Source organism: Sphaerisporangium krabiense (assembly GCF_014200435.1).
Lineage (GTDB): Bacteria > Actinomycetota > Actinomycetes > Streptosporangiales > Streptosporangiaceae > Sphaerisporangium > Sphaerisporangium krabiense.
In genome coordinates this window covers 747,483-770,731 of the sequence record NZ_JACHBR010000002.1, presented here as the reverse complement: position 1 = coordinate 770,731, position 23,249 = coordinate 747,483, and the positions used below count along the sequence as shown (strand labels likewise).

Here is a 23,249-nt window from a genome sequence, read left to right as displayed (position 1 = left end):
ACGCCTACAGTCGGCTTCGACGTGGACGGGGAGCGACGGGGGGTCGTGACGTGGGCGACAAACTGGTGGTGGTCGGGCAGGGGTATGTCGGCCTGCCGCTGGCCATGCGGGCGGTGGAGGCCGGGTTCGACGTCGTGGGGATCGACGTCGACGCCTGGCGCGTGAAGCGGCTGGACGCCGCGGAGTCCTACATCGAGGACGTCGGGGACGACGTCCTGGCGGAGGCGCGCCGGTCGGGCCGCTATCTGCCCACCATCGACTACGCGGACGCCGAGGGGTTCGACGTCTGCGTGATCACGGTGCCGACGCCGCTGCGCGAGGGGGTCCCGGACCTGCGGCACATCACCGAGGCCGGGCGCTCGATCGCGCCGTACGTGCGGCCGGGGGCGACGGTCGTGCTGGAGTCGACGACCTACCCGGGCACGACCGACGAGCACCTGCGGGCCGTGCTGGAGGAGGGCTCCGAGCTGCGCACGCCGGAGGACTTCTCGCTCGGCTACAGTCCCGAGCGCATCGACCCGGGCAACACGCGCTGGCGCCTGGAGAACACGCCGAAGGTCGTCTCGGGGGTGGACGCCGAGTCGCTGCGCAAGGTGCGCGCGTTCTACGAGCGCGTCGTGGAGCACGCCGTGCCGGTGTCGTCGACGCGGGTGGCCGAGCTGTGCAAGCTGCTGGAGAACACCTTCAGGCATGTCAACGTGGCGCTGGTGAACGAGCTGTCGATCTTCGCGGCGCAGCTCGGCATCGACGTGTGGGAGGCCATCGACGCCGCCTCCACCAAGCCCTTCGGCTACATGCGGTTCACGCCCGGGCCGGGCGTGGGCGGGCACTGCCTGCCGATCGACCCCTCCTACCTGTCGTGGAAGGTCAAGCACAGCCTCGGGCACAACTTCCGGTTCGTGGAACTGGCCAACGACATCAACGACCACATGCCGGACTACGTGGTGCACCGGCTGGCGCTGGCGCTGAACCGGCAGGGCAAGCCGGTGCTGGGCAGCCGGGTGCTCGCCCTCGGCCTCGCCTACAAGAAGAACACCGGGGACATCCGCGAGTCTCCGGCGATCGAGGTGGTCAAGGAGCTGCTCAAGCTGGGCGCGGAGGTGCGGGTGGCCGACCCGCACGTGGACGTCCACCCGCTGCCGGGCGGCCTGGTGCTGGTCGAGGCCACGGCGTGGGAGCTGGCGCAGGCGGACGTCGTGGTGGTCCTCACCGACCATGACCGCTTCGACTACGAGCTGGTGGAGCGGGCGTCGGGGTTCGTGTTCGACGCGCGCAACCGGTGCAGGGGCCCGAACGTCGAACGCCTGTGACCCGCCGACAGCCCCGCCGCCCGCCGGAAGGTGGCGGGGCGACGGCGGGCGAGGCGGTCAGACGGGGGATAAAAGGACGGTAAGGAGATCGCCGCCTGCGGGCGTCCGCGCGCGTTCTGGCAGGTCAGGGACCCTAGCTTTCGCCCATGACGACGAATCCGCCGGCCGGCGCCACCGCGCGCGGCCGGATCGCGCCGGTCGCGACGACCGGCAGTCCCTCCCCTGACGCCCTGGCTCCCCCGGGCCGCACGGCCGGCCGCCGCTTCCGGGGAGGGGGCACGACGTGGGGCCCGGTGGTCTCCCGATGGGCGCCCGGCGTGGTGGCGGGCTGCTTCCCTGTCGCGGTGCTCTCCTACTACGGCGTCTCGGCCAGGGACCTGGCGTCCTTCTGCGCCTACCTGGCCGTGTGCGTCGCGGTGCCCGGGGTGCTGCTGGCGCGGGCCGCCTACCGCGGCCGCCGCTCACTGCCCGAGGACCTCGCGCTCGGGCTGACGGTCGGCTACGCGGCCGAGGTGCCCGCCTACATCGCCGCACGGGCCGCCGGAGCGCCGCTGCTCGTCCTGGCGTGGCCGGCCGCGGTCTACGCCACGTTCCTGCTGGTCCCCCGGCTGCGTCCCTTCTGGAGGGCGCGCCCGCGCCCGAACGTCCCCGGCTGGGAGCGGTGGTTCGCGGCGGGGACGGTGGTGTACCTGACCGGGTGGAGCGCCTTCGTATGTTTCCGGGTCGTCGCGCCGACCTGGCCGGAGGCGGGCTGGGCGCACCCCGACCTGCCGTTCCACCTGTCGATGGCGGGCGAGCTGCGGAACCACGTGCCGCCGCAGGTGCCGTTCGTGGCCGGGGAGCCGCTGAACTACCACTGGTTCACCTACGCGCACCTGGCGGCGTCGAGCTGGATCACCGGGGTGGAGCCGCTGACGCTGCTCACGCGCCTGTCCGTGCTGCCCATGCTGGTGGCCTTCGCGGTCCTGGTGGGCCTGACGGGGCGGCGGGTCATCGGCTCCGCGGCGGCGGGCGCCATGGCCGTCGCCGGGACGCTGCTGGTGGCGGCGCCGAGCCTGTACTCGGGCGCCAACGGCCTGCTGCGCTGGACCGGCGTCCTGCACGTGCCGTGGAACAGCCCGACGCAGACGTTCGGCGCCCTGCTGTTCGCGCCCGTGATGCTGCTGCTCGCCGACCTGCTGACCCGGCCGGGAGGCGGCCGTGGCCGGTGGGCGCTGCTGGCCCTGCTGCTGGTGGCGGTGATGGGAGCCAAGGCGCCCTATCTTCCGCTGCTGGCGGCGGCGCTCGCGCTGGTGACGGTCGTGGAGGGGGTGCGGCTGCGCCGTCTCCCGCGTGCCGCGCTCGGGGCACTCGGCATGACGGCGGGCGCGCTGGCGTTCGCGCAGGTCGTGCTGTTCGGCGGGGCCCGGCAGGGGATGACGGTCGAGCCGCTGTCGGTGGTGCGCGCGACGTGGGCGGAGCTGGCGGGACGGCCGGCGGCCACCGGGCTGGTGGCCGGATTCGCGCTGGTGTTCCTGGCCTGCTGGGGGGTGACGTGGTGCGGGGCGCTCGGGTTGCTCGCCCGGCCGGCGCTGCTGCTGCGCCCGGCCGTGACGCTGATGGCCGGGCTGTCGGCGGCGGGCGCGGGGCTGATGCTGCTGCTCGGCAGCGAGGGCGACCTCAACCAGGGGTACTTCCTGCAGTCCTGCTACCCGTACCTGGCGGTGCTGGCGGTGTACGGCCTGGTCACCGCCGTGCGCGCGGGCCGGCCGGGAGTGAGGGCGATCATCGTCGCCTGCCTGGCCGGGATGGCCGCGGCGATCCTGGTGCGGGTGGCCTGCGGCGTCCAGGTGCCGCTGCCGCCCGGCGAGAGGAGCGTCGGCCCGTTCCTGCCGTTCGCCGTCCTGCTCCTGTTCATCGGCGCCGCGGCGCTGGTCGCGGCGTCGCTGTCGGGCCCGAGGCGCGCGGCGGCCCGGGCGCTGCTGATCGTGGCGGTCTCGGCCGCCGGCGTGCCCGCGGCCTGGCAGGCGCGCGTGCTCGACCATCTCGGGCACGGCGCCGACAGCAACCTGAACGCCGCCGACCATCCCGTGCCCGAGCAGATCCCGCGCGGCGCGATGGCGGCCGCGCGATGGCTGCGCGGGCACGCCGGTCCCGGCGATGTGGTCGCCACGAACGCCCACTGCCTGTGGGGGCACGAGCGGCCGTGCGACAGCCGCCACTTCTGGGTGTCGGCCCTGACCGAGCGGCGCGTGCTGGTGGAGGGCTGGGCCTACACCGCCGCCAACCTGGACCGGGACGAGCGCGGCCTGCCGTTCACCGAGCGGCCCTTCTGGGACGCGGCGCGCCTGCGGGCCAACGACGCCGTGTTCGAGGCGCCCTCGGCGCGGGGGGTGGAGGAGCTGCGCGAGAGGTACGGCGTGCGGTGGCTGGTCGCGGACGAGCGGCTGCTCGGCCGCCCGGAGATGGTGGGGCGGTTCGCGTCGTTCCAGGTGCGGTACGGCGACTACGCGGTCTACCGGCTGCCGGACCCGGCCCGGGGCCCGGCGGCCTCAGGCGCGCCCTCCTGAGCGGCGCTTCAACGGCCGCCACCACGCCTGGTTGGCCGTGTACCAGCGCACCACCTCGCCGAGCCCCTGGTCGAACCGGACCAGGGGCTCGTACCCGATGGACCGGATCTTCCCGCTGTCGACGGAGTACCGGCGGTCGTGCCCGGGGCGGTCGGTCACGTGGTCGACCACGTCCCAGCCGGCGTCGCACGCCTCCAGCAGCATGCCGACCAGTGCGCGGTTGGTCAGCTCGACGCCGCCGCCGACGTTGTAGACCTCGCCGGGCGCGCCCTTCTCCAGCACGAGCCGGACGGCGCGGCAGTGGTCGTCGACGTGCAGCCACTCGCGGACGTTGAGGCCGTCGCCGTACAGCGGCACGCGGTCCCCGTCGAGCAGGTTGGTGACGACGAGCGGGATGAGCTTCTCGGGGTACTGGTAGGGGCCGTAGTTGTTGGAGCAGCGCGTCACCCGGACGTCCAGGCCGTAGGTGCGGTGGTAGGCGCGGCACAGCAGGTCGGCGCCCGCCTTGGCGGCGGAGTACGGGGAGTTCGGCAGCAGCGGCTCGTCCTCGTCCCACGCGCCCTCGTCGATCGAGCCGTACACCTCGTCGGTGGAGACCTGCACCACGGTGCGCACCCCGGCGTCCAGGGCGGCCTGCAGCAGCGTCTGCGTGCCGAGCACGTTGGAAAGGACGAAGTCGGCCGCCCCGGTGATGGAGCGGTCGACGTGGGTCTCGGCGGCGAAGTTCACCACCACGTCGTGGCCGGGGACCACGCCGGCGGCGACGCGCGGGTCGGCGATGTCGCCGCGGACGAACGTGAAACGGGGGCTGGAGGCCACCGGGGCGAGGTTGGCCGGGTTGCCCGCGTAGGTGAGCTTGTCGAGGACGGTCACCCGCGCGTCCTCGTAGCCGGGGTAGGCGCCGGTCAGCAGGGCGCGCACGTAATGGGAGCCGATGAACCCGGCCCCGCCGGTGACGAGGATCCTCACACGCTCGCCTTTCGTCTCGCGCGGCGGCCCGCCGCCGAGGTGGCGACGGGCCGTCCGTCCCGATCATGACGGGCTCAACCTACGGCCGGGGCGCGACCGCGGGCCCGCGCCCGCTCGCGCCTTTGCCGAAACGCGCGGGACACGTTGCCGGGTCCGGAGGCGGGCGGCGCGCGGCCGTCACGAGGCGGCGAAGACCACGTCGACCCAGTAGTTGGTCGTCTGGTAGGTCTGCGTGGGGAACGCGTTCGTCGAGCTGTACCCGTAGACGCCGTTCGCCCCGTCCGTACCGCTCGCGAGGGCGGTGAGCGGGGAATTCGTGAACGACGTGGTGAAGTAGGGACGGTCCACCGCGTAGTTCCCCGTCGGCGCGAGGTACGAAGCGACGTAGGTCGTACCGGCGGTGATCGGGACAGGATTCTGGAACGACACCTGCTGCCAGCCGGACGCGGTCTCGTTGGTGAAGGTGGCGCTGGCGAGCAGCTGACCGGTGTTGCTCCACAGGCTCCCGATGTGCGTCCCGGTGTTCCCCGAGCCCTTGTAGAACCGGATACCGCTGATCACCCCGTCGACCGACGACCGGAACCTCACTCCGAGCACGACCGACCCGGAGTCGGGCCAGGAGGTGTTGGTCGGAACCGTCGCGTTGTTCCACAGGCTGCCGGCGGTGGTCGTGCCCGGCGAGAAGACCACGTCGACCCAGTAGTTGGTCGTCTGGTAGGTCTGCGTGGGGAACGCGTTCGTCGAGCTGTACCCGTAGACGCCGTTCGCCCCGTCCGTACCGCTCGCGAGGGCGGTGAGCGGGGAATTCGTGAACGACGTGGTGAAGTAGGGACGGTCCACCGCGTAGTTCCCCGTCGGCGCGAGGTACGAAGCGACGTAGGTCGTACCGGCGGTGATCGGGACAGGATTCTGGAACGACACCTGCTGCCAGCCGGACGCGGTCTCATTGGTGAAGGTGGCGCTGGCGAGCAGCTGACCGGTGTTGCTCCACAGGCTCCCGATGTGCGTCCCGGTGTTCCCCGAGCCCTTGTAGAACCGGATACCGCTGATCACCCCGTCGACCGACGACCGGAACCTCACTCCGAGCACGACCGACCCGGAGTCGGGCCAGGACGTGTTGGTCGGAACCGTCGCGTTGTTCCACAGGCTGCCGGTCGTGGTCGTGGTCGGCGAGAAGATGACGTCCGTCCAGTAGTTGCTTGACTGGTAGGTGTTCGTCGGGAAGGTCGTGCTCGACGCGTACGCGTACACCCCGTTGCCGCCGTCGGTGCCGTCCGCGAGGGCGGTGAGCGGCCCGCTCACCACCGCCTGGGTGAAGTACGGCGTGTTCTTGGAGTACATGCCCTGCGGGGCGAAGTACGAGGCCACATAGGTGGTGTTGGGGGTCACCTGCACGGGTGACGAGAAGGTCACCGACTGCCAGCCGTTGCTGGTCTCGTTGGTGAACGTCGCCTGTGCGAGGAGCTGACCGGTCGAGCTCCACAGGTTGCCCACGTGCGTGCCGGTGTTGGAGGAGCCCTTGTAGAACCGGATGCCGTTGATCGTGCCCGGAGACGTGGTGCGGAACTTCACCCCGACCTCCACGGAGTTCGGGTCGTTCTGCGCCGCGATGGCGGGCACCGTGGTCGGAGGCCAGATGGTGTCGGCAGCGGTCACGTTCACGTTCACCGAGGCCGGCGTCGGCTGGATGTTGCCGATGTCGTCGATGGCGCGCGCCATGATCGTCGCCGGTCCGCCCTGCGTGGGCGTCCAGGTGTACTGCCAGGTGTTGCGCCCGGTGGCCTGCTGCCAGGTCGCGCCGCCGTCCGAGGACACCTCGATGGCGGACACGACACCGCCTCCGGTGTCGGTGGCCGTTCCCTGGACGGTGGTGGCCGCGCCGTTGATCAAGGACGCGCCGCTCACCGGGCTCGTGATCACCGCCGTGGGAGGCGAGGTGTCCGTGGAGGGGGTCGCGGGGACGAGGCCGGTCTGGATGCTCGCGGGCTGCGCCCCCATGTTGGCCAGGATGTTGACCGTGAACTGCTGCATGGAGACGTCCGTGGGGGTGCCCGCCCGGTCGTGGTTGGCGTCCAGGCCCCAGGACCACTGGACGGTGCCGGTGCCCAGCACGAGCGCGCCGCTGCTGTGCTTGTAGAGGGAGAGCTTGTTGGTCGCCACCCCGGCGCCGTAGACGCTGCCCTCGTTCAGCAGATACCTGCTCGTCAGGGTGACCGTGGTCTTGGACATGGCCACCAGCCCCGGCGGCCGGGTGGGGTTGTCCGGCGCCTCGTCCCACTCGTAGCCGAGGACCCCGGTGGGGAACGTGATCGTCTGCCCGGGTTGCAGGGCGGCGATGGCGGTGTTGCTCCACTCCCGCATGGTCGCGAACTCGGCCGGGACGACGGTCGCGTCGTTGGCGATGCCGTTGACCATGAACAGGGTGCCGGTCAGGGCGTTCTCCGGCCGGCCGCCGTCCGACGGCGGGGAGAAGCGGGCGTCGCGCCAGGTGCCGGTCCACTGCGGGCTGGGGTCGATCTTGGCGTTGGCCATCGTCTCCTTGTAGCAGACCAGCGTGCGGAACGGTGTCGTCGTCCCGTCGATGCTGGGCTCCCACCGCGTCTTCCAGAAGATCTCGTTGCCGGAGAAGAAGGCGAGGTTGACCCCGTTGTTGCGGGCGTTCTCCACGTTGGTGCGCATCTCGTTGGACCAGTACTCGTCGTGGCCCACCGACATGAACGTCTTGTGCTCCAGCAGTTCGGCGGGGCGTGAGGCGGTGTCGACGTTGCTGGTGTAGCTGACGTCGTAGCCGTTGGCCTCCAGCCAGCGGACCATCGGGTACTCGGCGTTGAAGAAGAAGCTCTGCGGCGAGATGCTGGCGTTGCGGGTGTTGATCGGCCGGTTGTAGCTGACCTTGTAGGCGCGGCCGGCGGGCTGGCCGGCGTACAGGCTGTTGCCCCCGTAGGTGTTGTACGCCTGCCAGGTCGCGTCGGAGGTCTGGAAGAGCAGGGTGGAGCCTCGCGTGTCGTCCCGGACGACGAACATGATCTGGCTGGCCCCGGTGCTGCCGTCCGTCCCCACCAGCTTGGCGGTGTAGACCCCGGAGACGGCGCTCGCCGGCACCGTCCACGAGGCCGAGACGGCCCAGTTGCCGCAGTCGACCAGCCCGGTGGTGGAGTCGCTCGCGCAGGTCGGCTGCGTCTGCGGCAGCGGGACGGACGGGTTGACCGTCGCCATCTTGCGGGCGCCCATGCCGCCGTAGTAGCCGATGCGGTAGATGTCCAGGCGGTAGCTCGTCGCGTTGGTGATCACCTTGAAGTTCACCGTCTCGCCCGGGGCGACGCTCATCTGGGTGGCGTAGCCCTGGATCGCGGGATCGCCGGAACCGGAGACGTCCCACTCGCTGGGGGGATTGCCGGGCAGGCTGTTCTCCAGGCAGATGACCGAGGTCGGCGGGCAGGCGGCCGCACCCCGGCCGTGGCCCCCGTGCGCGGCGCCGGTACCGGCCCACGCCGCTCCGGACGGGCCCGATGTGGCGAGGACCGCCGCCAGGAAGGCGGCCGACGCCCCGCGAAACACCCTCCACCATGGGCTCGAGATTTCCACACGATCCGCCACGAGCGTTCTCCTTGCGACGATCCGTGGCCGCCCCCGCAGGCCACGCGAAGCCCGCGAGCGTGCGGGACGTACCCAAAGGCTCGGGCTTCGGCAGGATCGTAACGGCACGACGCCCGGGGGAACGGCGACATAATTTCCGTGTCGCAACAGACCAACCGATGTTTGCCCGTACCCCTGCGGCCCTTTAGCACGACATCTGAGTTTTCGGCAAAAGAAATTCACCGCCCTTTACCGGAACACCGGGCGTGCCCCGCATGTCGCCTCCCCGTGACGTCACCAGAATCGGTGACAGCGGCTACTCATTCATATGCCGCATCGCTCCATATCGGGGATGAAGGACACTTGATGAAATACAGAATTCCTTTTCGGGCCGCGCGGCCGGGCGCCGGTCGCGCCTGGGTGACGGCGGCGCTCACGGCCGTCCTCACGGCCGCCGCGCTCCTCGCGACACCGCTGACCGCGAACGCGGCGCGGCGGGCGCCGGTGAACCTCGGCTCGGCCGCCTCGTTCGCCGTCCTCGGCGGAACCGCGGTCAACAACAACAATTTCACCGCCGTCACCGGTGACCTCGGGGTGAGTCCCGGCAGCACGGTGACCGGCTTCCCGCCGGGCACGGTGACCGGCACGACGCACGCCGGTGACGCCGCCGCCGCCACGGCCAGGACCGACATGCTCGCCGCCTACAACGACATCGCCGGCCGGACGCCGGTCACCACGGTGGCCGCCGAACTCGGCGGGACCACCAAGGGGCCGGGCGTCTACGCACCGACCGGCGGCGCGTTCACGATCACCGGGACGCTCACCCTCGACGCCCAGGGCGAGCCGGACTCGGTGTTCATCTTCACGTCCGCCACGCTCACCACGGCGACGGTGAGCAACATCGCGCTCATCAACGGCGCGCAGGCCAAGAACGTGTTCTGGCAGGCGACCGACTCGGCGACGCTCGGCGTCAACTCCACGTTCCGCGGCACCGTGATGGCGGCCAACACCGCGCAGGCGCTCTCGGGCGCGTCCGTCTTCGGCCGGCTGTTCACCATCAACGCCAACGTCATCCTGGCCGGCACCACCAACGGCCCGGCGACCCGTATCGCCGTGCCGGTCGAGCCGGCGACCACGACGACCCTGAGTTCGTCGGTCAACCCCGTCGCGCGCAACCAGGTGGTGACGTTCACGGCCACGGTGAGCGCGGTCAGCGGCTCGCTGGTCCCGCAGGGCCAGGTGCTGTTCAAGGAGGGGACGACGACCCTCGGCTCGGGCTTCCTCGACTCCTCCGGCGTGGCCACCTTCAGCACCTCCTCCCTGTCGGTGGGAACCCACCAGATCCAGGCCGTCTACCTGGGCGGCGACACCTTCGACCACGAGGCGCTCGTGCATTTCGCCCCGAGCAAGTCGAGCGTCCTCGCCCAGAACGTCTCCGCGAGCCTGTGGAGCAGCACGACGACACCGGCGGTGGCGTCCTACCAGGACAACCGGGCGGTCGTGGTCGGGGTGAAGTTCCGGGCCAACACGGCCGGGACCGTCAGCGGCATCCGGTTCTACAAGGGGGCGCAGAACACCGGCGCCCATGTCGGGACCCTGTGGACGGGCAACGGGACGCAGCTGGCCAGCTCGGCGTTCTCCAGTGAGACGGCCAGCGGCTGGCAGCAGGCGAACTTCGCCTCGCCGGTCGCGATCAGCGCGAACACCACCTATGTGGCGAGCTGCCTGACCAACGTGGGGTTCTACGCGGTCACCCGCCCGTACTTCACCGTCCAGTACGACAACGCCCCGCTGCTCGCGCCCGCGGACGGCGCGGACGGCGGCAACGGCGTCTACCAGTACGGCGGGACCAACACCTTCCCGACCAACACCTATCAGTCGACCAACTACTGGGTCGACGTGGTCTTCACGCCCTCCTCGGCATGAGCCCGGGGCCGCCCGGTCACCTTCGCGCGAAGGCGGCCGGGCGGCCCCGTCCCGGTGGCAGGACGATCCTCAGACCTTCACCTGGATCCTGCTGTGGTCGCCGACCATGAGCTCGTGGGTGTTGGCGACACCGGTCGCGCGGCTGACCTGGACGTTGCGGCCGATCAGCGAGTGGGCGATCCGCGAGACGCCGTCCACGGAGGAGCCGTCCAGGACGATCGAGTACTCGATCTCGGCGTCGCGCAGCTCGCAGCCGCGGCCGATCGAGGTGAAGGGCCCGACGTAGGAGGAGACGATCTTGGTGTCGGCGCCGATCACCAGGGGCCCGCGCAGGACGGAGTTCTCCACCACCGCGCCGGGCTCCACGACCACCCGCCCCGACGTCTCGCTCAGCGCGTCGATGGTGCCCCCGAGGTCCGGCTCGACCGCCTCCAGGACGATGCGGTTGCACTCCAGGATGTCCTGGAGACGGCCGGTGTCCTTCCAGTAGCCGCCCACCATGTGCGAGTGAACGCCGTACCCGTTGTCCACGAGCCACTGGATCGCGTCGGTGATCTCCAGCTCCCCCCGCGCGGAGGGTCTGATCGCCCGCACGGCGTCATGGACGACCGGGGAGAACGTGTACACGCCCACGATGGCCAGGTCGCTGCGCGGATGTTCGGGCTTCTCCTGCAACGCCAGGATCTCTCCGCGTGGCCCGAGCTCGGCGACCCCGTAGTACTGCGGCTCGGCCACCGGGGTCAGCAGGATCTGCGCGTCGTGGCCTCCGCGCCGGAAGGCGTCGACCAGCCCGGTGATGCCCCCGACCAGGAAGTTGTCCCCCAGATACATGACGAAGGGGTCGTCGGCCAGGAACTCGCGGGCGATGAGGACGCAGTGCGCCAGGCCGAGCGGCGCGTCCTGCGGGATGTAGGTGACCGCGAGACCGAAGTCCGCCCCGTCCCCCACCGCCGCCCGCACCTCGTCGCCGGTGTCCCCCACGATGACGCCGACCTCGGTGATTCCGGCGTCGCGGATGGCCTCCAGCCCGTAGAAGAGCACCGGCTTGTTGGCGACCGGGACCAGTTGCTTGGCCGAGGTGTGGGTGAGCGGCCGCAGCCGCGTCCCCTTGCCCCCGGCGAGTACGAGTGCCTTCATCGCTCATCGAATCCTTACGTCGGGAATCGTGGCCACGGCGGGCCACCTGTCCGATCGCGCCGTCCCGGGACCGCCCCGTCACGACCACCGGTGGCCGCGGAACGCCCACACCCGGTTGATCGCGTAGTTCAGCGGCACGCTCGTCACCGTCAGGACCAGCTGCGCCGTGAGGATCGGCATGCCGGCGCCCTCCACGAGCACCGGCAGCCCCGCGAGGGACCACGCCAGAAATCCAATGCCCACCACATAGAACCGGAGATAACCGGCGATCCAGGAATCCTTGCCGCCGGGAAAGACCACCAGCCGGTACCACGGATACGCCATCACCACGGTCAGGAAATGGCTCGCCACCACCAGGTAGAGATAGGGAACGGCGTGACCAAGAAGTCGCAATCCGGCGACCAAGGTGACGTAGTAGAGCAACGCCGTGAGCGCGCCCCCTGCGAGGTATGTGATGAGGTGGCCGCCGGGTATTCGGACGCGCCCGGCCATTTTGCGCCCGGCGCCCACGTCCCGGCCGGCCCGTTGTCTGGTTTCGACCACTCGGATTCCCCCGAACCGATGACGGGCGGTCACGTCCAGAACATCGTAATGGCCATTCGCGTCATCAACGCCGATCAACGGGGGAATAAATGTCAGTGTCGGTGGTCGTTCCCTGTTATCGCTCCGCGCGCACGCTGCCGAAACTACTCGACCGGCTGATCACCGTGCTGGAGGGCATTTCAACGCCATATGAGGTGATTCTCGTGGTGGACGGGAGCCCGGACGACACCTGGGACGTCGCGGCGCGGCTCGCCGACCGGTTCGAGGCCGTGCGCGCCCTGCACCTGTCCCGCAACTACGGGCAGCACAACGCGCTGCTCGCCGGGGTGCGAGAGGCGCGGCTGGAGGTCATCGTGACGATGGACGACGACCTGCAGCATCCGCCCGAGCAGATCCCCCTCCTGCTGGCCGCGCTGCACGGCGACCGCCTCGACCTCGTCTACGGCGTTGCGCACGAGGAGGAGCACGGGCCGCTGCGCAGCCTCGCGTCCCGGTCGGTGAAAGCCGCCATGGCGGGCGCGCTGGACCTCCGCACCGCCCGCGTGATCAGCGCTTTCCGCGCGTTCCGCACGCACCTGCGCCAGGGCTTCGACGGGCTCACCGGGCCGTACGCCTCGATCGACGTCGTGCTCCCCTGGGCCACCACGCGGATCGGCTCGGTCCGGGTGCACATGGACCGGCGCGACGACGGGCCCTCCACCTACACCCTGCGCACGCTGTGCCGCCACACCGCCAACATGCTGTTCGGCTGCAGCGCCCTGCCGCTGCGCGTGGCCAGCTACCTCGGCTTCCTGGTCGGTCTCGTGGGACTGGTCCTCGGCGCCGCCGTGCTGTGGAGCTTCGCCGTGGGCGCCACCACCGTGGCCGGGTTCACCAGCATCTGCTCGATGATCACGCTGTTCTCCTCGGCGCAGCTCATGTCCATCGGCATCCTCGGGGAGTACGTCGGCCGCATCCACACGAGCGGCATGGGACGGCCGACGTACGTCATCCGCGAGCGGACCGGCTCGGGCGCGGTCGCGAGCGTCCCGCCTCCGGCGGGCCCCGGCGGGCTCACCCGGACGGGATCAGGCCTTTCCGCACCAGATGAACGGTGAGCAGGGTCCGCACCGGCTCGAATCCGTACCTGGCCCAGGCCCGCTGCACCCCGGTGTTGTGGCCCTGGGTGGAGATGACCACCTCGGTTGCGCCGCGGGCGCGCGTCCGCTCCTCCACGGCCGCGAGCAGGTGCGCGTACCGGTTGCGCCCCCGCTCGCCCGGCACCACGCCGGCCAGCAGGATGTCCGTCACCGGTCCGTCGTCGGCCACGGTCACCAGCCCGATCGCGCGCGGCTCCCCCTCCCCCGGCCCGTACAGGGCCAGGCAGTCGCCCGCGGCGGCCGACCCCCGCGCCCAGTCCGCGTAGCCGGCGCGCGCGTCGCACGCGGCGAAGAGCGGATCGGCGGCGTAGTGGTTGCGGTATCCGGCGAAGATCTCCGCGGCCAGCGCGCCCGCCGTGCCGGGGTCGCGGAGCGGGCCCGTCCACAGCCCCGGCGTCCGCGCCGCGCCCCGGCCTCGTCCCGCGACCAGGCGCCAGTAGACCAGGGAGTCCGCCAGCAGGGCGGTGCGGCCGGTGGTGAGCAGTTCCGCGAACCACTCCACCCGCTCCGCCGGGTACCGCAGGACGATGACGTCCGCCGCCGACTCCCGGATCGCCGCGCGCACCGGCGCGAACGATCCATCGCTCCCGCCGGGCACGGTCAGCCGCTCGACCGGCCGCCCGATCCGCGCGGACTCGTGGGGGGAGGCCAGCGTCCGCACCGCGGGGACGGCCGTCGCCTCGCCCATCAGGAGACCTTGAAGGAGGTCACGGAGTCGAGCACGCGGCCCAGTTCCCCGTCGTCGAGGCCGGGGTACAGCGGCAGCCGGACCTGCCGGTCGGCGACGCTCTCCGCGACCGGGCACCCGCCCGGCGCCGCGCGCCCGTACTTCTCCCCCGCCGGGGAGGCGTGCAGCGGGGAGTAGTGGAAGACGGCCTGCACGCCGCGCTCGGCGAGGTGGGCGATCAGCGCCGTCCGGCCGGCCGCGTGCGGAAGCAGCAGGTAGTAGATGTGGGCCGGGTGGACGCACTCCGGCGGGACCGCCGGCCGCGCGACCCCGTTGTCCCGCGCCCACGCCGCCAGGCCGTCGTGGTAGGCCCGCCACACCTCCTGCCGCCGCCGCTGGATCTCGCCGAACGCCTCCAGCTGCGCCACGAGCTGCGCCGCGAGCGGTTCGGCCTGCATGTAGTTGGTGCCGACGTCCACCCAGCGGTACCGGTCCACCTCGCCGCGGAAGAACTGCCGCCGGTTGGTGCCCTTGTCCCGGATGATCTCGGCGCGCCGGGCGAGGTCGTCGCCGGCGGCGAGCAGCGCGCCCCCCTCGCCGCACTGCACGTTCTTGGTCGCGTGGAAGCTCAGCGCGGCCAGCCGGCCGAAGGTGCCGAGCGGCCGATCCCGGTAGGTCCCGCCCAGCCCGTGGGCGTTGTCCTCGACCAGCGCCAGGCCGTGGCGTTCGGCGATCTTGGTGATCTTGTCCATCTCACAGGCGACGCCGGCGTAGTGCGTGACCACGACGGCGCGGGTCCGCGCGGTGACGGCGGCCTCGATCAGGTCCTCGTCGATGTTGAGGGTGTCGGGGCGGCAGTCCGCGAACACCGGGACCGCGCCGCGCTGCACCCACACGCTCGCCGTGGACACGAAGGTGTACGACGGCACGATGACCTCGTCGCCGGGGCCGACGTCGAGCAGGAGCGTCGACAGGTCCAGGGCCGTGGTCGCGGAGGTGGTGAGGAGCACGTGCGCGGCCCCGGTGATCTCCCGCAGCAGCGCCGCGGCCCTCTCACCGAACGGCCCGTATCCGGAGGACCATTTCCCGTGCATGGCCGCCGTGACATAGGCGAGCTGGTTTTCCGCGACGAATGCCCGGTGGTGCGGGATCGTCGTCATATCTGTTGTGCTCACGGAAACAATGAACACCAGCCGCACGGGGCTGCGGCGCCGAATGACCGCGCTTTGGCGAGTCCTTGCTCAAGCGGTCACCGCGCGTTCCCTGCGACGCCCATGGCGCCCGTTCACGGCGTTCATATCCCGAGTTCCTATGCCAAAAGGCGCATGCGAAGAACGTCCGGGCCGGCCCTGCGCGACCGTTCCCTTTGATGACGTCGGCGTGAATGGTCCGGAAAAGGCGTCACGCCCGCCGCCGGACAGGGATTTCCCGCGCGCGGCGGACCGGTGTCCGGGGGCCATTTCGATATGCTGGCCGAATTCGGACCCGACGCCTCGCCGAATGTACGGCTCGGCACGTATCGCGGCCGGCGCACGCGGAGGTCGACATGAGCACCACCCCGGGCGGCGCGGCGGCCGCCGGATGACCGGCGCGGCGAGGACCCTCGTCCACACCATCGCGGCCCGCGGGGCGGTGACCGCCACCTCCGCCGTGATCAGCGTGATCACCGCACGCACCCTGCTCGCCGAGGGGCGGGGAGAGTACGCCGTGCTGGTCGCCATCGCCTGGGCCGGCCTGGTGCTGGGCGGGCTCTCGGCAGAGCAGGGCCAGACGGTCCTGTGGGCCGACGCGGGCCTGCGCCCCGCGCTGACCGCGAACGCCCTGGTGATGGGCGTCCTCATGGGCATGTCGGCCGCTCCGGTCGTCGGCGCGGTCATGCTCCTCTCCGGGTGGAGCGCCTCCGGCGCGGTCCTGGTGGCGGCGTCCATGCCGGTCCTGATCGCCTGGGAGTACCTCTGCGGCATCGCGCTGCTGCGCGACAGGGCCCGCGTGCTGAACAACGGCACGATGATCGGCTGCCTGGTGTGGTGCGCCTCGGTGGTGACCGCCGCGCTGGCGGGACGGCTGACCGCCGAGGTCGCCTTCGCCCTGTGGGCGGCGTACGAGCTGGTCACCGTCGCCTGCTTCGTCCACGCGCTCCGGCCGCGGGCGAGGGACTTCGACCTCGGGCTGGCCCGCCGCACCCTGGGCGTCGGGCTGCGCTACCACCTCGGCCTGGTGTCCACGCAACTGCTGCCCCGGGTGGACGTGCTGATGGTGGGCGCGCTGGCCTCCACCGGCCAGGCCGGGCTCTACGCCGTCGCCACCGCGCTGGCCGACCTGGCGCGCATCCCGGTCGAGGCCCTGGCGAAGATCGTGATGCCCCGGCAGGTGGAGGGCGACCACGAGCGCGCGGTGGAGGTGACGCTCCGCGCGGCCCGCGCCGCCTTCGTCATGGCGCTGGTCACGGCCGCCGGCCTGTGCGCGCTGGCGTCCGCGCTCGTCCCGCTGGTCTACGGGGAGGCGTTCCGCGGCAGCGTGGCGCCCTTCCTCTGCGTCGCGCCCGGCATCGTGTCGGCGAGCGTCGCCCGGCCCATCTGGGTCTTCCTGCTACGACTGGGCCGGCCGTGGGTGGCCACCTCGATGTCGGTCGGGGCGCTGTGCCTGGACGTGGCGCTCAACGCGCTCCTCATCCCCCGCTGGGGCGCCACGGGCTGCGCGGCGGTCTCCGGGATCGTGCTGACCGCGCTGGCCGGCGCGCAGTGCGCGTGGTTCCTGCGCGTGACCGGAACACCGGCGCGGGGGCTGCTGCCGCGGTGGTCGGAGATCGCCGTCTCGCTGTCGGCGGCGGCGCGGGCGGCGGGCGACGCCCCTCTCGCCGGGCGCGTCCTGGCCGGTCGGCGCGGGACGGCCCCGCCCGAGCCGGAGGCTCACGCCCGGTCGGGCAACCGGTAGACGGCGTACTCGCCGGAGCGGAAGCGCGGGGCGACCAGGGCGTCCAGCGGGGAGCCCGGACCGGTGAGGCGCCGGTCGACCAGCAGCCAGCGGACGTGGTGGCGGTCGCGCAGCGCGCCGAGCGCGGCCGCGTCCGCGGTGTTGATGGCCGCGTCGTTGCGGCGCAGCAGCCCGGGGTCCCAGAAGGGCAGGTACCGGTAGTCCTGGCCGGGCCGCCACCTGTCGTTGACCGGGGTGGTGTAACGCCAGCCCTCGACCAGGACGCGCCGCTCGGTGAGGGCCGCCGCCCAGAACTGGCCGGCGTCGCAGGGGTCGCGCCGCCCCCAATGGCAGTGGGAGTTGGTGGCCACCAGGTCGCCGGGCGCGGAATGGTCGCGCAGCCACCGCGCCGCGGCCAGGGCGCCCTCGGGCACCGCGTCCGACTCCGCGGTCACGGCGTGGCCGACCTTGCCGAGGCCCTTGGCCGCGACCTTCGCGGGAAGCCAGAGCAGCAGGCCGTACCCGCAGGCCAGCAGGCCGACGCCGGTGGCGGCGGCGGCCAGGAGCGCCGCGGCGCGACGCCGTCCGAGGGTCGCGGCCAGCGCGACGGCGGCCAGGGCGAGGCCGGCGAGCACGGTGAGGTAGGGCAGGAAGACGGTGACGGCGGGCCGGCCGGGCGGCAGCGGGACCGTCACGTGCCAGGCGACGGCGACCAGGCAGACGGCCAGGACCGCGACGGCAACCGCGCCGGCCGTCGCCCGGATCGGGACGCGGGCGCGGCGCAGCAGGACGCGGGCGCCGTAGACGGTGACGATGACCAGGTAGGGATAGACGGCGAACAGGAAGAAGAACTGGCTGTAGCCGGGCTGGTAGAACAGCAGGGTGGCGGCGTGCCCGGCGGCGGCCATGGCGAGCAGGAACACCACCGGGCGCCTGGCGAACAGCCGCCGGTCGGCCAGGAGCCCGGCCACTCCGCACCAGGCGAACGCCAGGCACAACGCCAGCAGCGCGCCGGCGCCGAGCGGCCAGAGCGGTCCGGCGCCGGACTGCCCGCCGAGTTCCTGCCAGCGCTGCCGCATGGCGAAGAGCGGCGCGAGCAGGATGCCCTGGCGGGCGTTGCCGAACAACACGAGCTGGGCGTAGGCCAGGCAGGCCAGGGTCATCGCCGCCGCGAGCAGGCCGGGCCACAGGGGCCGCCGCCGCAGCGCCGCCTCGATGGCGATCACCGCGACGAGCCCGGCCAGGAGCAGCGGCAGGTAGACCGCCTTGGCGCCCATCACGGCCACCACCAGCAGGGCGGTCAGCGCCCAGTGCCCGGCCGGGCCCCGGATCGGCGACGCCTGCGGCCCGGCCGGGCCCGGGATCGGCGGCGACTGCGGACCGGCCCACCTCACGGCACGCCGGTTCAGCGCGTCCAGCACCAGAACGGCCAGCGCGGCGAACAGCAGGGCGCCGAAGGTCTGCGTGGGACTGCGCCACGCGGTCGCCTGCACCCCGCCCCAGCCGAAGACCATGGTGGAGCTGAGGTACAGGTTCGGCGTCCCCACGAACACGGTGCCGGCGAGCACCGGCGCGGTGATCCGCCAGGACCCGGCCACCCGCCGCGCCGTCATCGCGATCAGCACCAGGAACGCGGCCAGCATGGGCAGCACCGTCAGCCGCAGCACCAGGACGGCCGGCTCCACGCCGGTCACCCAGCTCGACGCCGCGACGTGCGCGTAGGTGAACCAGTGGTAGAGCAGCGGCTCCCCCGGCACCATGGGCAGCCGCGGCGGCATGTGGTGCCGCAGCTCCGCCACCAGCGCGAGGTGGAACGACTCGTCGTAGTCGCCCGCCCCCATGGCGGGCCAGCTCAGCGCGTTGTTGCGGAAGAACGGCACGCCGCTCCACACGACGAGCCCCGCGAAGGAGGCCGCGAGCGTCCAGGACGCCCACCGCGGCGCGCGGACGCGCGCGCCGCTCCGCCAGAACCGCCGCAGCCCGGGCACCAGCAGGAACGCCAGGTAGGTGGCGACCGGCCAGGCCAGGACGAGACGCGGGGCACCGAAGGCGCGGGCGGGCAGGTAGGCGAGGACCTCGAGGGCGTATCCGGCCGCCAGGCCGAGCGCGACCTCCTCGGCCGCCGTCCGCCGTCCCCGGTACAGGGCCCGCACCACCAGCGTCCCCGGCAGCGCCACCGCCAGCGCCAGGTACGCGCCGAACGACGCCATGTCCCGCGCCGGCGTCCCGAACCACGCCGCCACGGCCACCGCCACCGCGAGCCCGCACAGGGCCGCCGGCCATCCCCGCCGGGGGCCCCGCGCCGCCCCCTCTCCTTCCGGTGGCGCCGCCGGGTCCGCCGGCGCGGTGTCGAGGACGATCTCCGACCGGTTCCCGGAGCCGCGATATGACGGCGTCTGATCCATGCGGCAATTCTGGTCGGCGGGCCCGCGGGAAGGCCGTTCGGAATATGCGCCCGGCCGTCTTGTTGCCGATTCTTTGCCGGTGCGCGTGAACGCGGCGGAAAACGTCCGGTCACCGCCCGCCCGGCGGACGGGAAAGCGCCGGGCCCGACATTACGGCGGGATTCCAGAACACCTGTGGCCGATGGAAGGACCCGGCACGGCGGAGCGGACGGCCCGGCCTTCCGGTCAACCCCGGCTATGAACATGGCAGCGATTCGGAAACTCCGCCGCAGGCCCGGCGGTGATCTCCGGGCGCAGGTGTACCTATGTTTCCGCAGAACGTGCGCCTCGGCGAAACCGGGAGACCGAACAATGGACGACACCCACTCCATGGCGCGGACCCGGGTCGCGACGGTGGATCCGGACGAGCCGCCGGGGGGCCTGGGCCTCACCTTCATCCTCGGCACGGGGCGTTGCGGATCCACGCTGCTCTACAAGGTGCTGGCCCGCCATCCCGGCGTCGGTTTCCCGACCAACCTCGACGACCGGTTCGCACGGGTCGCGACCCCGGTCCGGCGGCTGGGGACGGCCATGCACCGGTGGTCGTGGCCGGGGTTCCCGCCGAAGCGGGTGCGGCCGAGCGAGGCGCAGGCGGCGCTGGCCCGGGAGGTGTCCCCGCTGGTCGTCGACCCGTTCCGCGAGCTGGTGGCGGCCGACGTGACGCCCTGGCTGGCGCGGCGGCTGAGCGGCTTCTACGAGGACCGGGCCGCGCGCGAGGGCGTGGACCACTACGTGCACAAGTTCACCGGCTGGCCACGCGCCGCCTTTCTCCGCGAGGTCTTTCCCGAAGCCCGTTTCGTGCACATCGTGCGGGACGGGCGTGCGGTCGCCAGCTCCTGGACGCGGATGCCGTGGTGGCGTGGCCACCTCGGCCCCTGGGGCTGGCACTTCGGGCCGCTGCCGGACGCCTACGCCGACGAATGGGACCGCGGCGGGCGGTCGATGATCCATCTGGCCGGCATCGGGTGGAAGATCCTCATGGACGCCTACGAGCGCGCCCGGACCGGCGTTCCCGCCCACCAGTGGCTGGAGGTCCGCTACGAGGATCTGATCGAGGATCCGCGCGGGCGGATGACGGCGATCCTGCAGTTCCTCGGCCTGCCGTGGACGTCGCGTTTCGACCACGGGTTCGGCCGCCACCGGTTCGAGGACGGGCGGGCGGACGCGTTCCGCCGTGACCTCACGCCCGCCCAGCTCGCGCTGTTGAACCGCTCTCTCGGCCCGTACCTCGTCGAACGGGGTTACGCGCTCTGACCGCGCCATCGAATTCATGCAGGGGGATCGTGATGCAGACCACCGTGAAGAAGCTCAGCAGGAAGATCGAGGTCGCGCGGCGGCACGGCGCCGACAACGTCGCCAAGGCCCTCGCGGGGAAGGCGTTGCAGCTCCCCTTGTCCTTCGTGTTCGGCGCCGACCGATGGCACCTGCGGGGTTTCCACACCACCAACTACAAGAAGATGGCGGTCGACATCGCCAGGACCGTGCCCGGCCGGCTGGACGTCGCCGTCGAGGTCGGATGCGGGCTCGGCGACGTCCTCGGCCGGGTGCCGGCCCGGCGCAGGGTCGGCTTCGACATCGACCGCGGCGTCATCTCCTGGGCCCGGTTCCTGCGGCGCCCCGGCGGCGCGCGGCCGGAGTTCGCGGTGGGGAGCTTCGACGCGCTGATCAGGCACGAGGTGCGGGAGATCGACCTTCTGATCATGCTCGGCTGGTTCCACTACATGCCCGACGACTGGATCGGGCAGCAGATGCGCGCGCTGCTCGCCGCCAAGCGGGTCAGGTACGTGCTGGTCGACGAATTCCCCGAGCAGAAGGGCCGGATCGAGCGCCTCTTCGACGGCCTCGGCGTCCGGGTGGACCGGCGGCACGACTGGCAGGACGACAAGCACCTGCTGCTCTACCGCTGCGATGTCTGACCGCGCGGCGCCGGTCCGCGCGGCGGGCGCCGGAGACGACGGCGCGCCGCCGCGCCCGGCCTTCCTCATCACGATCGACGTCGAGGAGGACGACGCCTGGAGCGGCGCGGCGGCGGTCCGGACGCGCAACGCCGGCTTCCTGCCCCGGTTCCAGGCGCTGTGCGACCGGTACGGCCTTCCTCCCACCTATCTGGTCGACTGGACCATGGCGACCAGCCCGGAGTTCCAGGAGTTCGGCCGCGCGGTGCTGGCGGGCGGCCGGGGCGAGATCGGCATGCACCTGCACGCCTGGACCACGCCGCCCATCCTCCCGCTGACCGGCACCGACCACCGGCACAAGCCGTTCCTGATCGATTTTCCCGAGCCGGTGATGGCGGCGAAGGTGACGACCGCGACGCGGACGCTCCAGGACGTCTTCGGGATCGCGCCGGTGAGCCACCGCGCCGGACGGTGGATGATGGACGAGACCTACGCGCGGATCCTCGTCGAGCACGGGTACCTGGCCGACTGCTCGGTGACGCCGCACGTCTCCTGGCACGGCACCTCCGGCGCGCCGGGCGGGCGCGGCCCGAGGGACTACACGGATTACCCCGAGCACCCGTACTTCGTGGATCCGCGGGCGCTGCACAGGGCGGGGGAATCGCCGCTGCTGGAGGTGCCGATGACGATCGCGCCCCGCCGGTACGGCCCCCTGGTGGGCGGCGCGCGCGCCGTGCTGTCCCGGGGCGGGCCCGCGGGACGGGTGGCGGGCCGGCTCTGGCCGCGGACGTCCTGGCTGCGGCCGAACGGCAGGAACCGCCGCGAGATGCTGGAACTCGCCGGGCGGGCGCTGCGCTCCGGGCGCGATCACGTCGAGTTCATGCTGCACTCCTCGGAGCTGATGCCGGGCGGCAGCCCCTACTTCCGGACCTTCCGGAGCGTCGAGGCGCTCTACGACGACATCGAGGCGCTGTTCGCGTTCGCCGCCGGCCCGTTCGAGGGGCTGACCCTGGCCGCGTACCGGGCGGGGTTCGCCGCGCGCGCGGGACTGCGGTCTGAGCCTCGTACCGGGCGGGAGAACCCGTGCACGTCTGCGAAGTGATCAAGTCGCTCGCCCGGGTGGGCGGCGCCGAGGTCCTGCTCACCCGGCGGCTGTGCGCCGCTCCCCCGGGCAAGCGCTACACCGTCGTGTGCCTGGAGGCCGCCCCCGCGCCGTTCCTGGAGCGGCTGCGGCGGCACGGCGTGACCGTCGTCGACCTCACCTCCTGCCCCCGCCCGCTGCGGACGGCCAGGCTGCTGACCGTGGTGCGGCGGCTGCGCCCGGACGTGCTCAACGTCCATTCCCCGCTGCCCGCGGCGGCGCTCCGGCCGGCGTCCCGGCTGTGGCGGCGCCGGCCGATGCTGGTGTCCACCGTGCACAGTGTCAGGTTCCGGCTGCCGACCCTGCTCGTCGACCGGGCCACCGGCTGGCTGGACGACCGCACCGTGGCCGTCTCTCCCGAGGTGGCGCGCAGCGTGACGACCCTGGGCGCGCGGCGCCTGTCGATCCGGGTACACGGCGTCGACGTGGCGGAGCAGCGCCGCTGGGCGGCGGAGGCGGCGCTGATCAGGAAGGAGTGGGACGTGCCCGGCGACGCCTTCCTGATCGTGCACGCCGGCAACTTCCGCCCGGTCAAGAACCACGGCTTCCTCCTCGACGCGGCGGCCGAGCTGTCGGCCGCGGAGCGGGCGCGCACGGTGTTCCTGCTCGCCGGGTCGGGGCCGCTGTTCGACCAGACGGCGCGGCGCGTCGCCGAGCTGCGCCTCCCCAACGTGCGGCTGCTCGGCCACGTTCCGGACGCCGCGCGCCTCATCGCCGCCGCCGACCTGCTGGCGCACTGCTCGACCTACGAAGGGCTGCCGGTCGTCATGATGGAGGCGCTCGCCGCGGGCGTCCCCGTGGTGTCCACCCGCGTCGGCGGGATCCCCGACCTGGTCGAGTCCGGCCGCAACGGCCTGCTCGTCCCGCCGGGCGACGCCAAGGCGTTCGCGGGGGCGATCCTGGCGGCGATGCGCCCGGACACCCACGCCCGGCTGCGCGACGGCGCGCGCGCCAGCGCGGGGACGATCGACATCGGCGAGACCGCCAAGTGGTTCGACCGGTTGTACGACGAGGCGCCGTCGCGTTCCCGGGGCTGACCT

The 23,249-nt window shown here is 72.3% G+C and carries 16 protein-coding genes; 9 read left to right on the top strand and 7 right to left on the bottom strand.

Going from position 1 to position 23,249, the window contains the following annotated elements; translation table 11 throughout:
- Positions 1 to 50 precede the first annotated feature (50 nt).
- On the top strand, positions 51 to 1,310 hold the full coding sequence (locus BJ981_RS31390; protein ID WP_184617008.1) for a nucleotide sugar dehydrogenase: 1,260 nt from the start codon (positions 51 to 53) through the stop codon (positions 1,308 to 1,310).
- A gap of 146 nt (positions 1,311 to 1,456) precedes the next feature.
- On the top strand, positions 1,457 to 3,859 hold the full coding sequence (locus BJ981_RS31385) for a hypothetical protein (protein ID WP_184617007.1): 2,403 nt from the start codon (positions 1,457 to 1,459) through the stop codon (positions 3,857 to 3,859).
- On the opposite strand, the gene rfbB is transcribed toward BJ981_RS31385, so the two are convergent.
- Both rfbB and BJ981_RS31375 read right to left on the bottom strand, forming a co-directional pair.
- Positions 3,842 to 4,828 carry a dTDP-glucose 4,6-dehydratase gene (rfbB, locus tag BJ981_RS31380; RefSeq protein WP_184617006.1) on the bottom strand — a complete coding sequence of 329 codons (987 nt, stop codon included), beginning with the start codon at positions 4,826 to 4,828 and terminating at the stop codon, positions 3,842 to 3,844. The two genes, BJ981_RS31385 and rfbB, sit on opposite strands and share 18 nt — an antisense overlap.
- Positions 4,829 to 5,005: 177 nt before the next feature.
- Positions 5,006 to 8,386, bottom strand: a complete 3,381-nt coding sequence (locus tag BJ981_RS31375; RefSeq protein ID WP_311745868.1) for a DUF4082 domain-containing protein — start codon at positions 8,384 to 8,386, stop codon at positions 5,006 to 5,008.
- 384 nt (positions 8,387 to 8,770) lie between these two features.
- Between BJ981_RS31375 and BJ981_RS31370 the strand changes: the two genes are divergently transcribed.
- Positions 8,771 to 10,330, top strand: a complete 1,560-nt coding sequence (locus tag BJ981_RS31370) for a DUF4082 domain-containing protein (protein WP_184617004.1) — start codon at positions 8,771 to 8,773, stop codon at positions 10,328 to 10,330.
- A gap of 69 nt (positions 10,331 to 10,399) precedes the next feature.
- Here the strand turns inward: BJ981_RS31370 and BJ981_RS31365 are convergent, their stop codons facing one another.
- The gene (locus tag BJ981_RS31365) at positions 10,400 to 11,467 is read right to left on the bottom strand and encodes a glucose-1-phosphate thymidylyltransferase (protein ID WP_184617003.1); all 1,068 of its coding nucleotides are present in this window, start codon (positions 11,465 to 11,467) and stop codon (positions 10,400 to 10,402) included.
- A 78-nt stretch (positions 11,468 to 11,545) separates the two neighbouring features.
- Complete coding sequence (locus BJ981_RS31360) at positions 11,546 to 12,088, bottom strand: GtrA family protein (RefSeq protein WP_184617002.1); 543 nt, start codon at positions 12,086 to 12,088, stop codon at positions 11,546 to 11,548.
- A gap of 11 nt (positions 12,089 to 12,099) precedes the next feature.
- On the opposite strand from BJ981_RS31360, the gene BJ981_RS31355 reads away from it, so the two are divergent.
- Positions 12,100 to 13,107: a glycosyltransferase family 2 protein gene (locus tag BJ981_RS31355; protein WP_184617001.1), complete on the top strand. Its 1,008-nt coding sequence runs from the start codon at positions 12,100 to 12,102 to the stop codon at positions 13,105 to 13,107.
- Here the strand turns inward: BJ981_RS31355 and BJ981_RS31350 are convergent.
- Positions 13,064 to 13,837, bottom strand: a complete 774-nt coding sequence (locus BJ981_RS31350; protein WP_184617000.1) for a GNAT family N-acetyltransferase — start codon at positions 13,835 to 13,837, stop codon at positions 13,064 to 13,066. The two genes, BJ981_RS31355 and BJ981_RS31350, sit on opposite strands and share 44 nt — an antisense overlap.
- The gene (gene rffA / locus BJ981_RS31345) at positions 13,837 to 14,991 is read right to left on the bottom strand and encodes a dTDP-4-amino-4,6-dideoxygalactose transaminase (RefSeq protein ID WP_239139254.1); all 1,155 of its coding nucleotides are present in this window, start codon (positions 14,989 to 14,991) and stop codon (positions 13,837 to 13,839) included. The genes BJ981_RS31350 and rffA overlap by 1 nt, the downstream gene beginning before the upstream one ends.
- Before the next feature lie 406 nt (positions 14,992 to 15,397).
- Between rffA and BJ981_RS31340 the strand changes: the two genes are divergently transcribed.
- On the top strand, positions 15,398 to 16,750 hold the full coding sequence (locus BJ981_RS31340) for a lipopolysaccharide biosynthesis protein (RefSeq protein ID WP_184616999.1): 1,353 nt from the start codon (positions 15,398 to 15,400) through the stop codon (positions 16,748 to 16,750).
- Here the strand turns inward: BJ981_RS31340 and BJ981_RS31335 are convergent.
- Positions 16,726 to 19,134 carry a hypothetical protein gene (locus tag BJ981_RS31335; protein WP_184616998.1) on the bottom strand — a complete coding sequence of 803 codons (2,409 nt, stop codon included), beginning with the start codon at positions 19,132 to 19,134 and terminating at the stop codon, positions 16,726 to 16,728. The two genes, BJ981_RS31340 and BJ981_RS31335, sit on opposite strands and share 25 nt — an antisense overlap.
- 351 nt (positions 19,135 to 19,485) lie before the next feature.
- On the opposite strand from BJ981_RS31335, the gene BJ981_RS31330 reads away from it, so the two are divergent.
- From BJ981_RS31330 to BJ981_RS31315, 4 genes are read left to right on the top strand one after another with little or no spacing between them, the layout of a single operon-like run.
- The gene (locus tag BJ981_RS31330) at positions 19,486 to 20,427 is read left to right on the top strand and encodes a sulfotransferase family protein (protein WP_184616997.1); all 942 of its coding nucleotides are present in this window, start codon (positions 19,486 to 19,488) and stop codon (positions 20,425 to 20,427) included.
- Positions 20,428 to 20,459: 32 nt separating this feature from the next.
- Positions 20,460 to 21,089 (top strand): class I SAM-dependent methyltransferase, encoded by a 630-nt coding sequence (locus tag BJ981_RS31325; protein WP_184616996.1) that lies wholly within the window; start codon positions 20,460 to 20,462, stop codon positions 21,087 to 21,089.
- The gene (locus tag BJ981_RS31320; protein WP_204070281.1) at positions 21,082 to 22,170 is read left to right on the top strand and encodes a polysaccharide deacetylase family protein; all 1,089 of its coding nucleotides are present in this window, start codon (positions 21,082 to 21,084) and stop codon (positions 22,168 to 22,170) included. Before BJ981_RS31325 ends, BJ981_RS31320 begins: the two co-directional genes overlap by 8 nt.
- A complete protein-coding gene (locus BJ981_RS31315; protein ID WP_184616995.1) occupies positions 22,152 to 23,246 on the top strand; it encodes a glycosyltransferase in 1,095 nt (364 codons plus the stop codon). The genes BJ981_RS31320 and BJ981_RS31315 overlap by 19 nt, the downstream gene beginning before the upstream one ends.
- The last annotated feature ends 3 nt before the right edge of the window (positions 23,247 to 23,249 follow it).

Coding starts and splice junctions, on each gene's coding strand:
- BJ981_RS31330 (WP_184616997.1), top strand. CDS start 19,486: ATGGACGACACCCACTCCATGGCGCGGACCCGGGTCGCGACGGTGGAT.
- BJ981_RS31320 (WP_204070281.1), top strand. CDS start 21,082: ATGTCTGACCGCGCGGCGCCGGTCCGCGCGGCGGGCGCCGGAGACGAC.
- BJ981_RS31350 (WP_184617000.1), bottom strand. CDS start 13,837: ATGGGCGAGGCGACGGCCGTCCCCGCGGTGCGGACGCTGGCCTCCCCC.
- BJ981_RS31335 (WP_184616998.1), bottom strand. CDS start 19,134: ATGGATCAGACGCCGTCATATCGCGGCTCCGGGAACCGGTCGGAGATC.
- BJ981_RS31340 (WP_184616999.1), top strand. CDS start 15,398: ATGACCGGCGCGGCGAGGACCCTCGTCCACACCATCGCGGCCCGCGGG.
- BJ981_RS31370 (WP_184617004.1), top strand. CDS start 8,771: ATGAAATACAGAATTCCTTTTCGGGCCGCGCGGCCGGGCGCCGGTCGC.
- BJ981_RS31385 (WP_184617007.1), top strand. CDS start 1,457: ATGACGACGAATCCGCCGGCCGGCGCCACCGCGCGCGGCCGGATCGCG.
- BJ981_RS31365 (WP_184617003.1), bottom strand. CDS start 11,467: ATGAAGGCACTCGTACTCGCCGGGGGCAAGGGGACGCGGCTGCGGCCG.
- BJ981_RS31355 (WP_184617001.1), top strand. CDS start 12,100: ATGTCAGTGTCGGTGGTCGTTCCCTGTTATCGCTCCGCGCGCACGCTG.
- BJ981_RS31325 (WP_184616996.1), top strand. CDS start 20,460: ATGCAGACCACCGTGAAGAAGCTCAGCAGGAAGATCGAGGTCGCGCGG.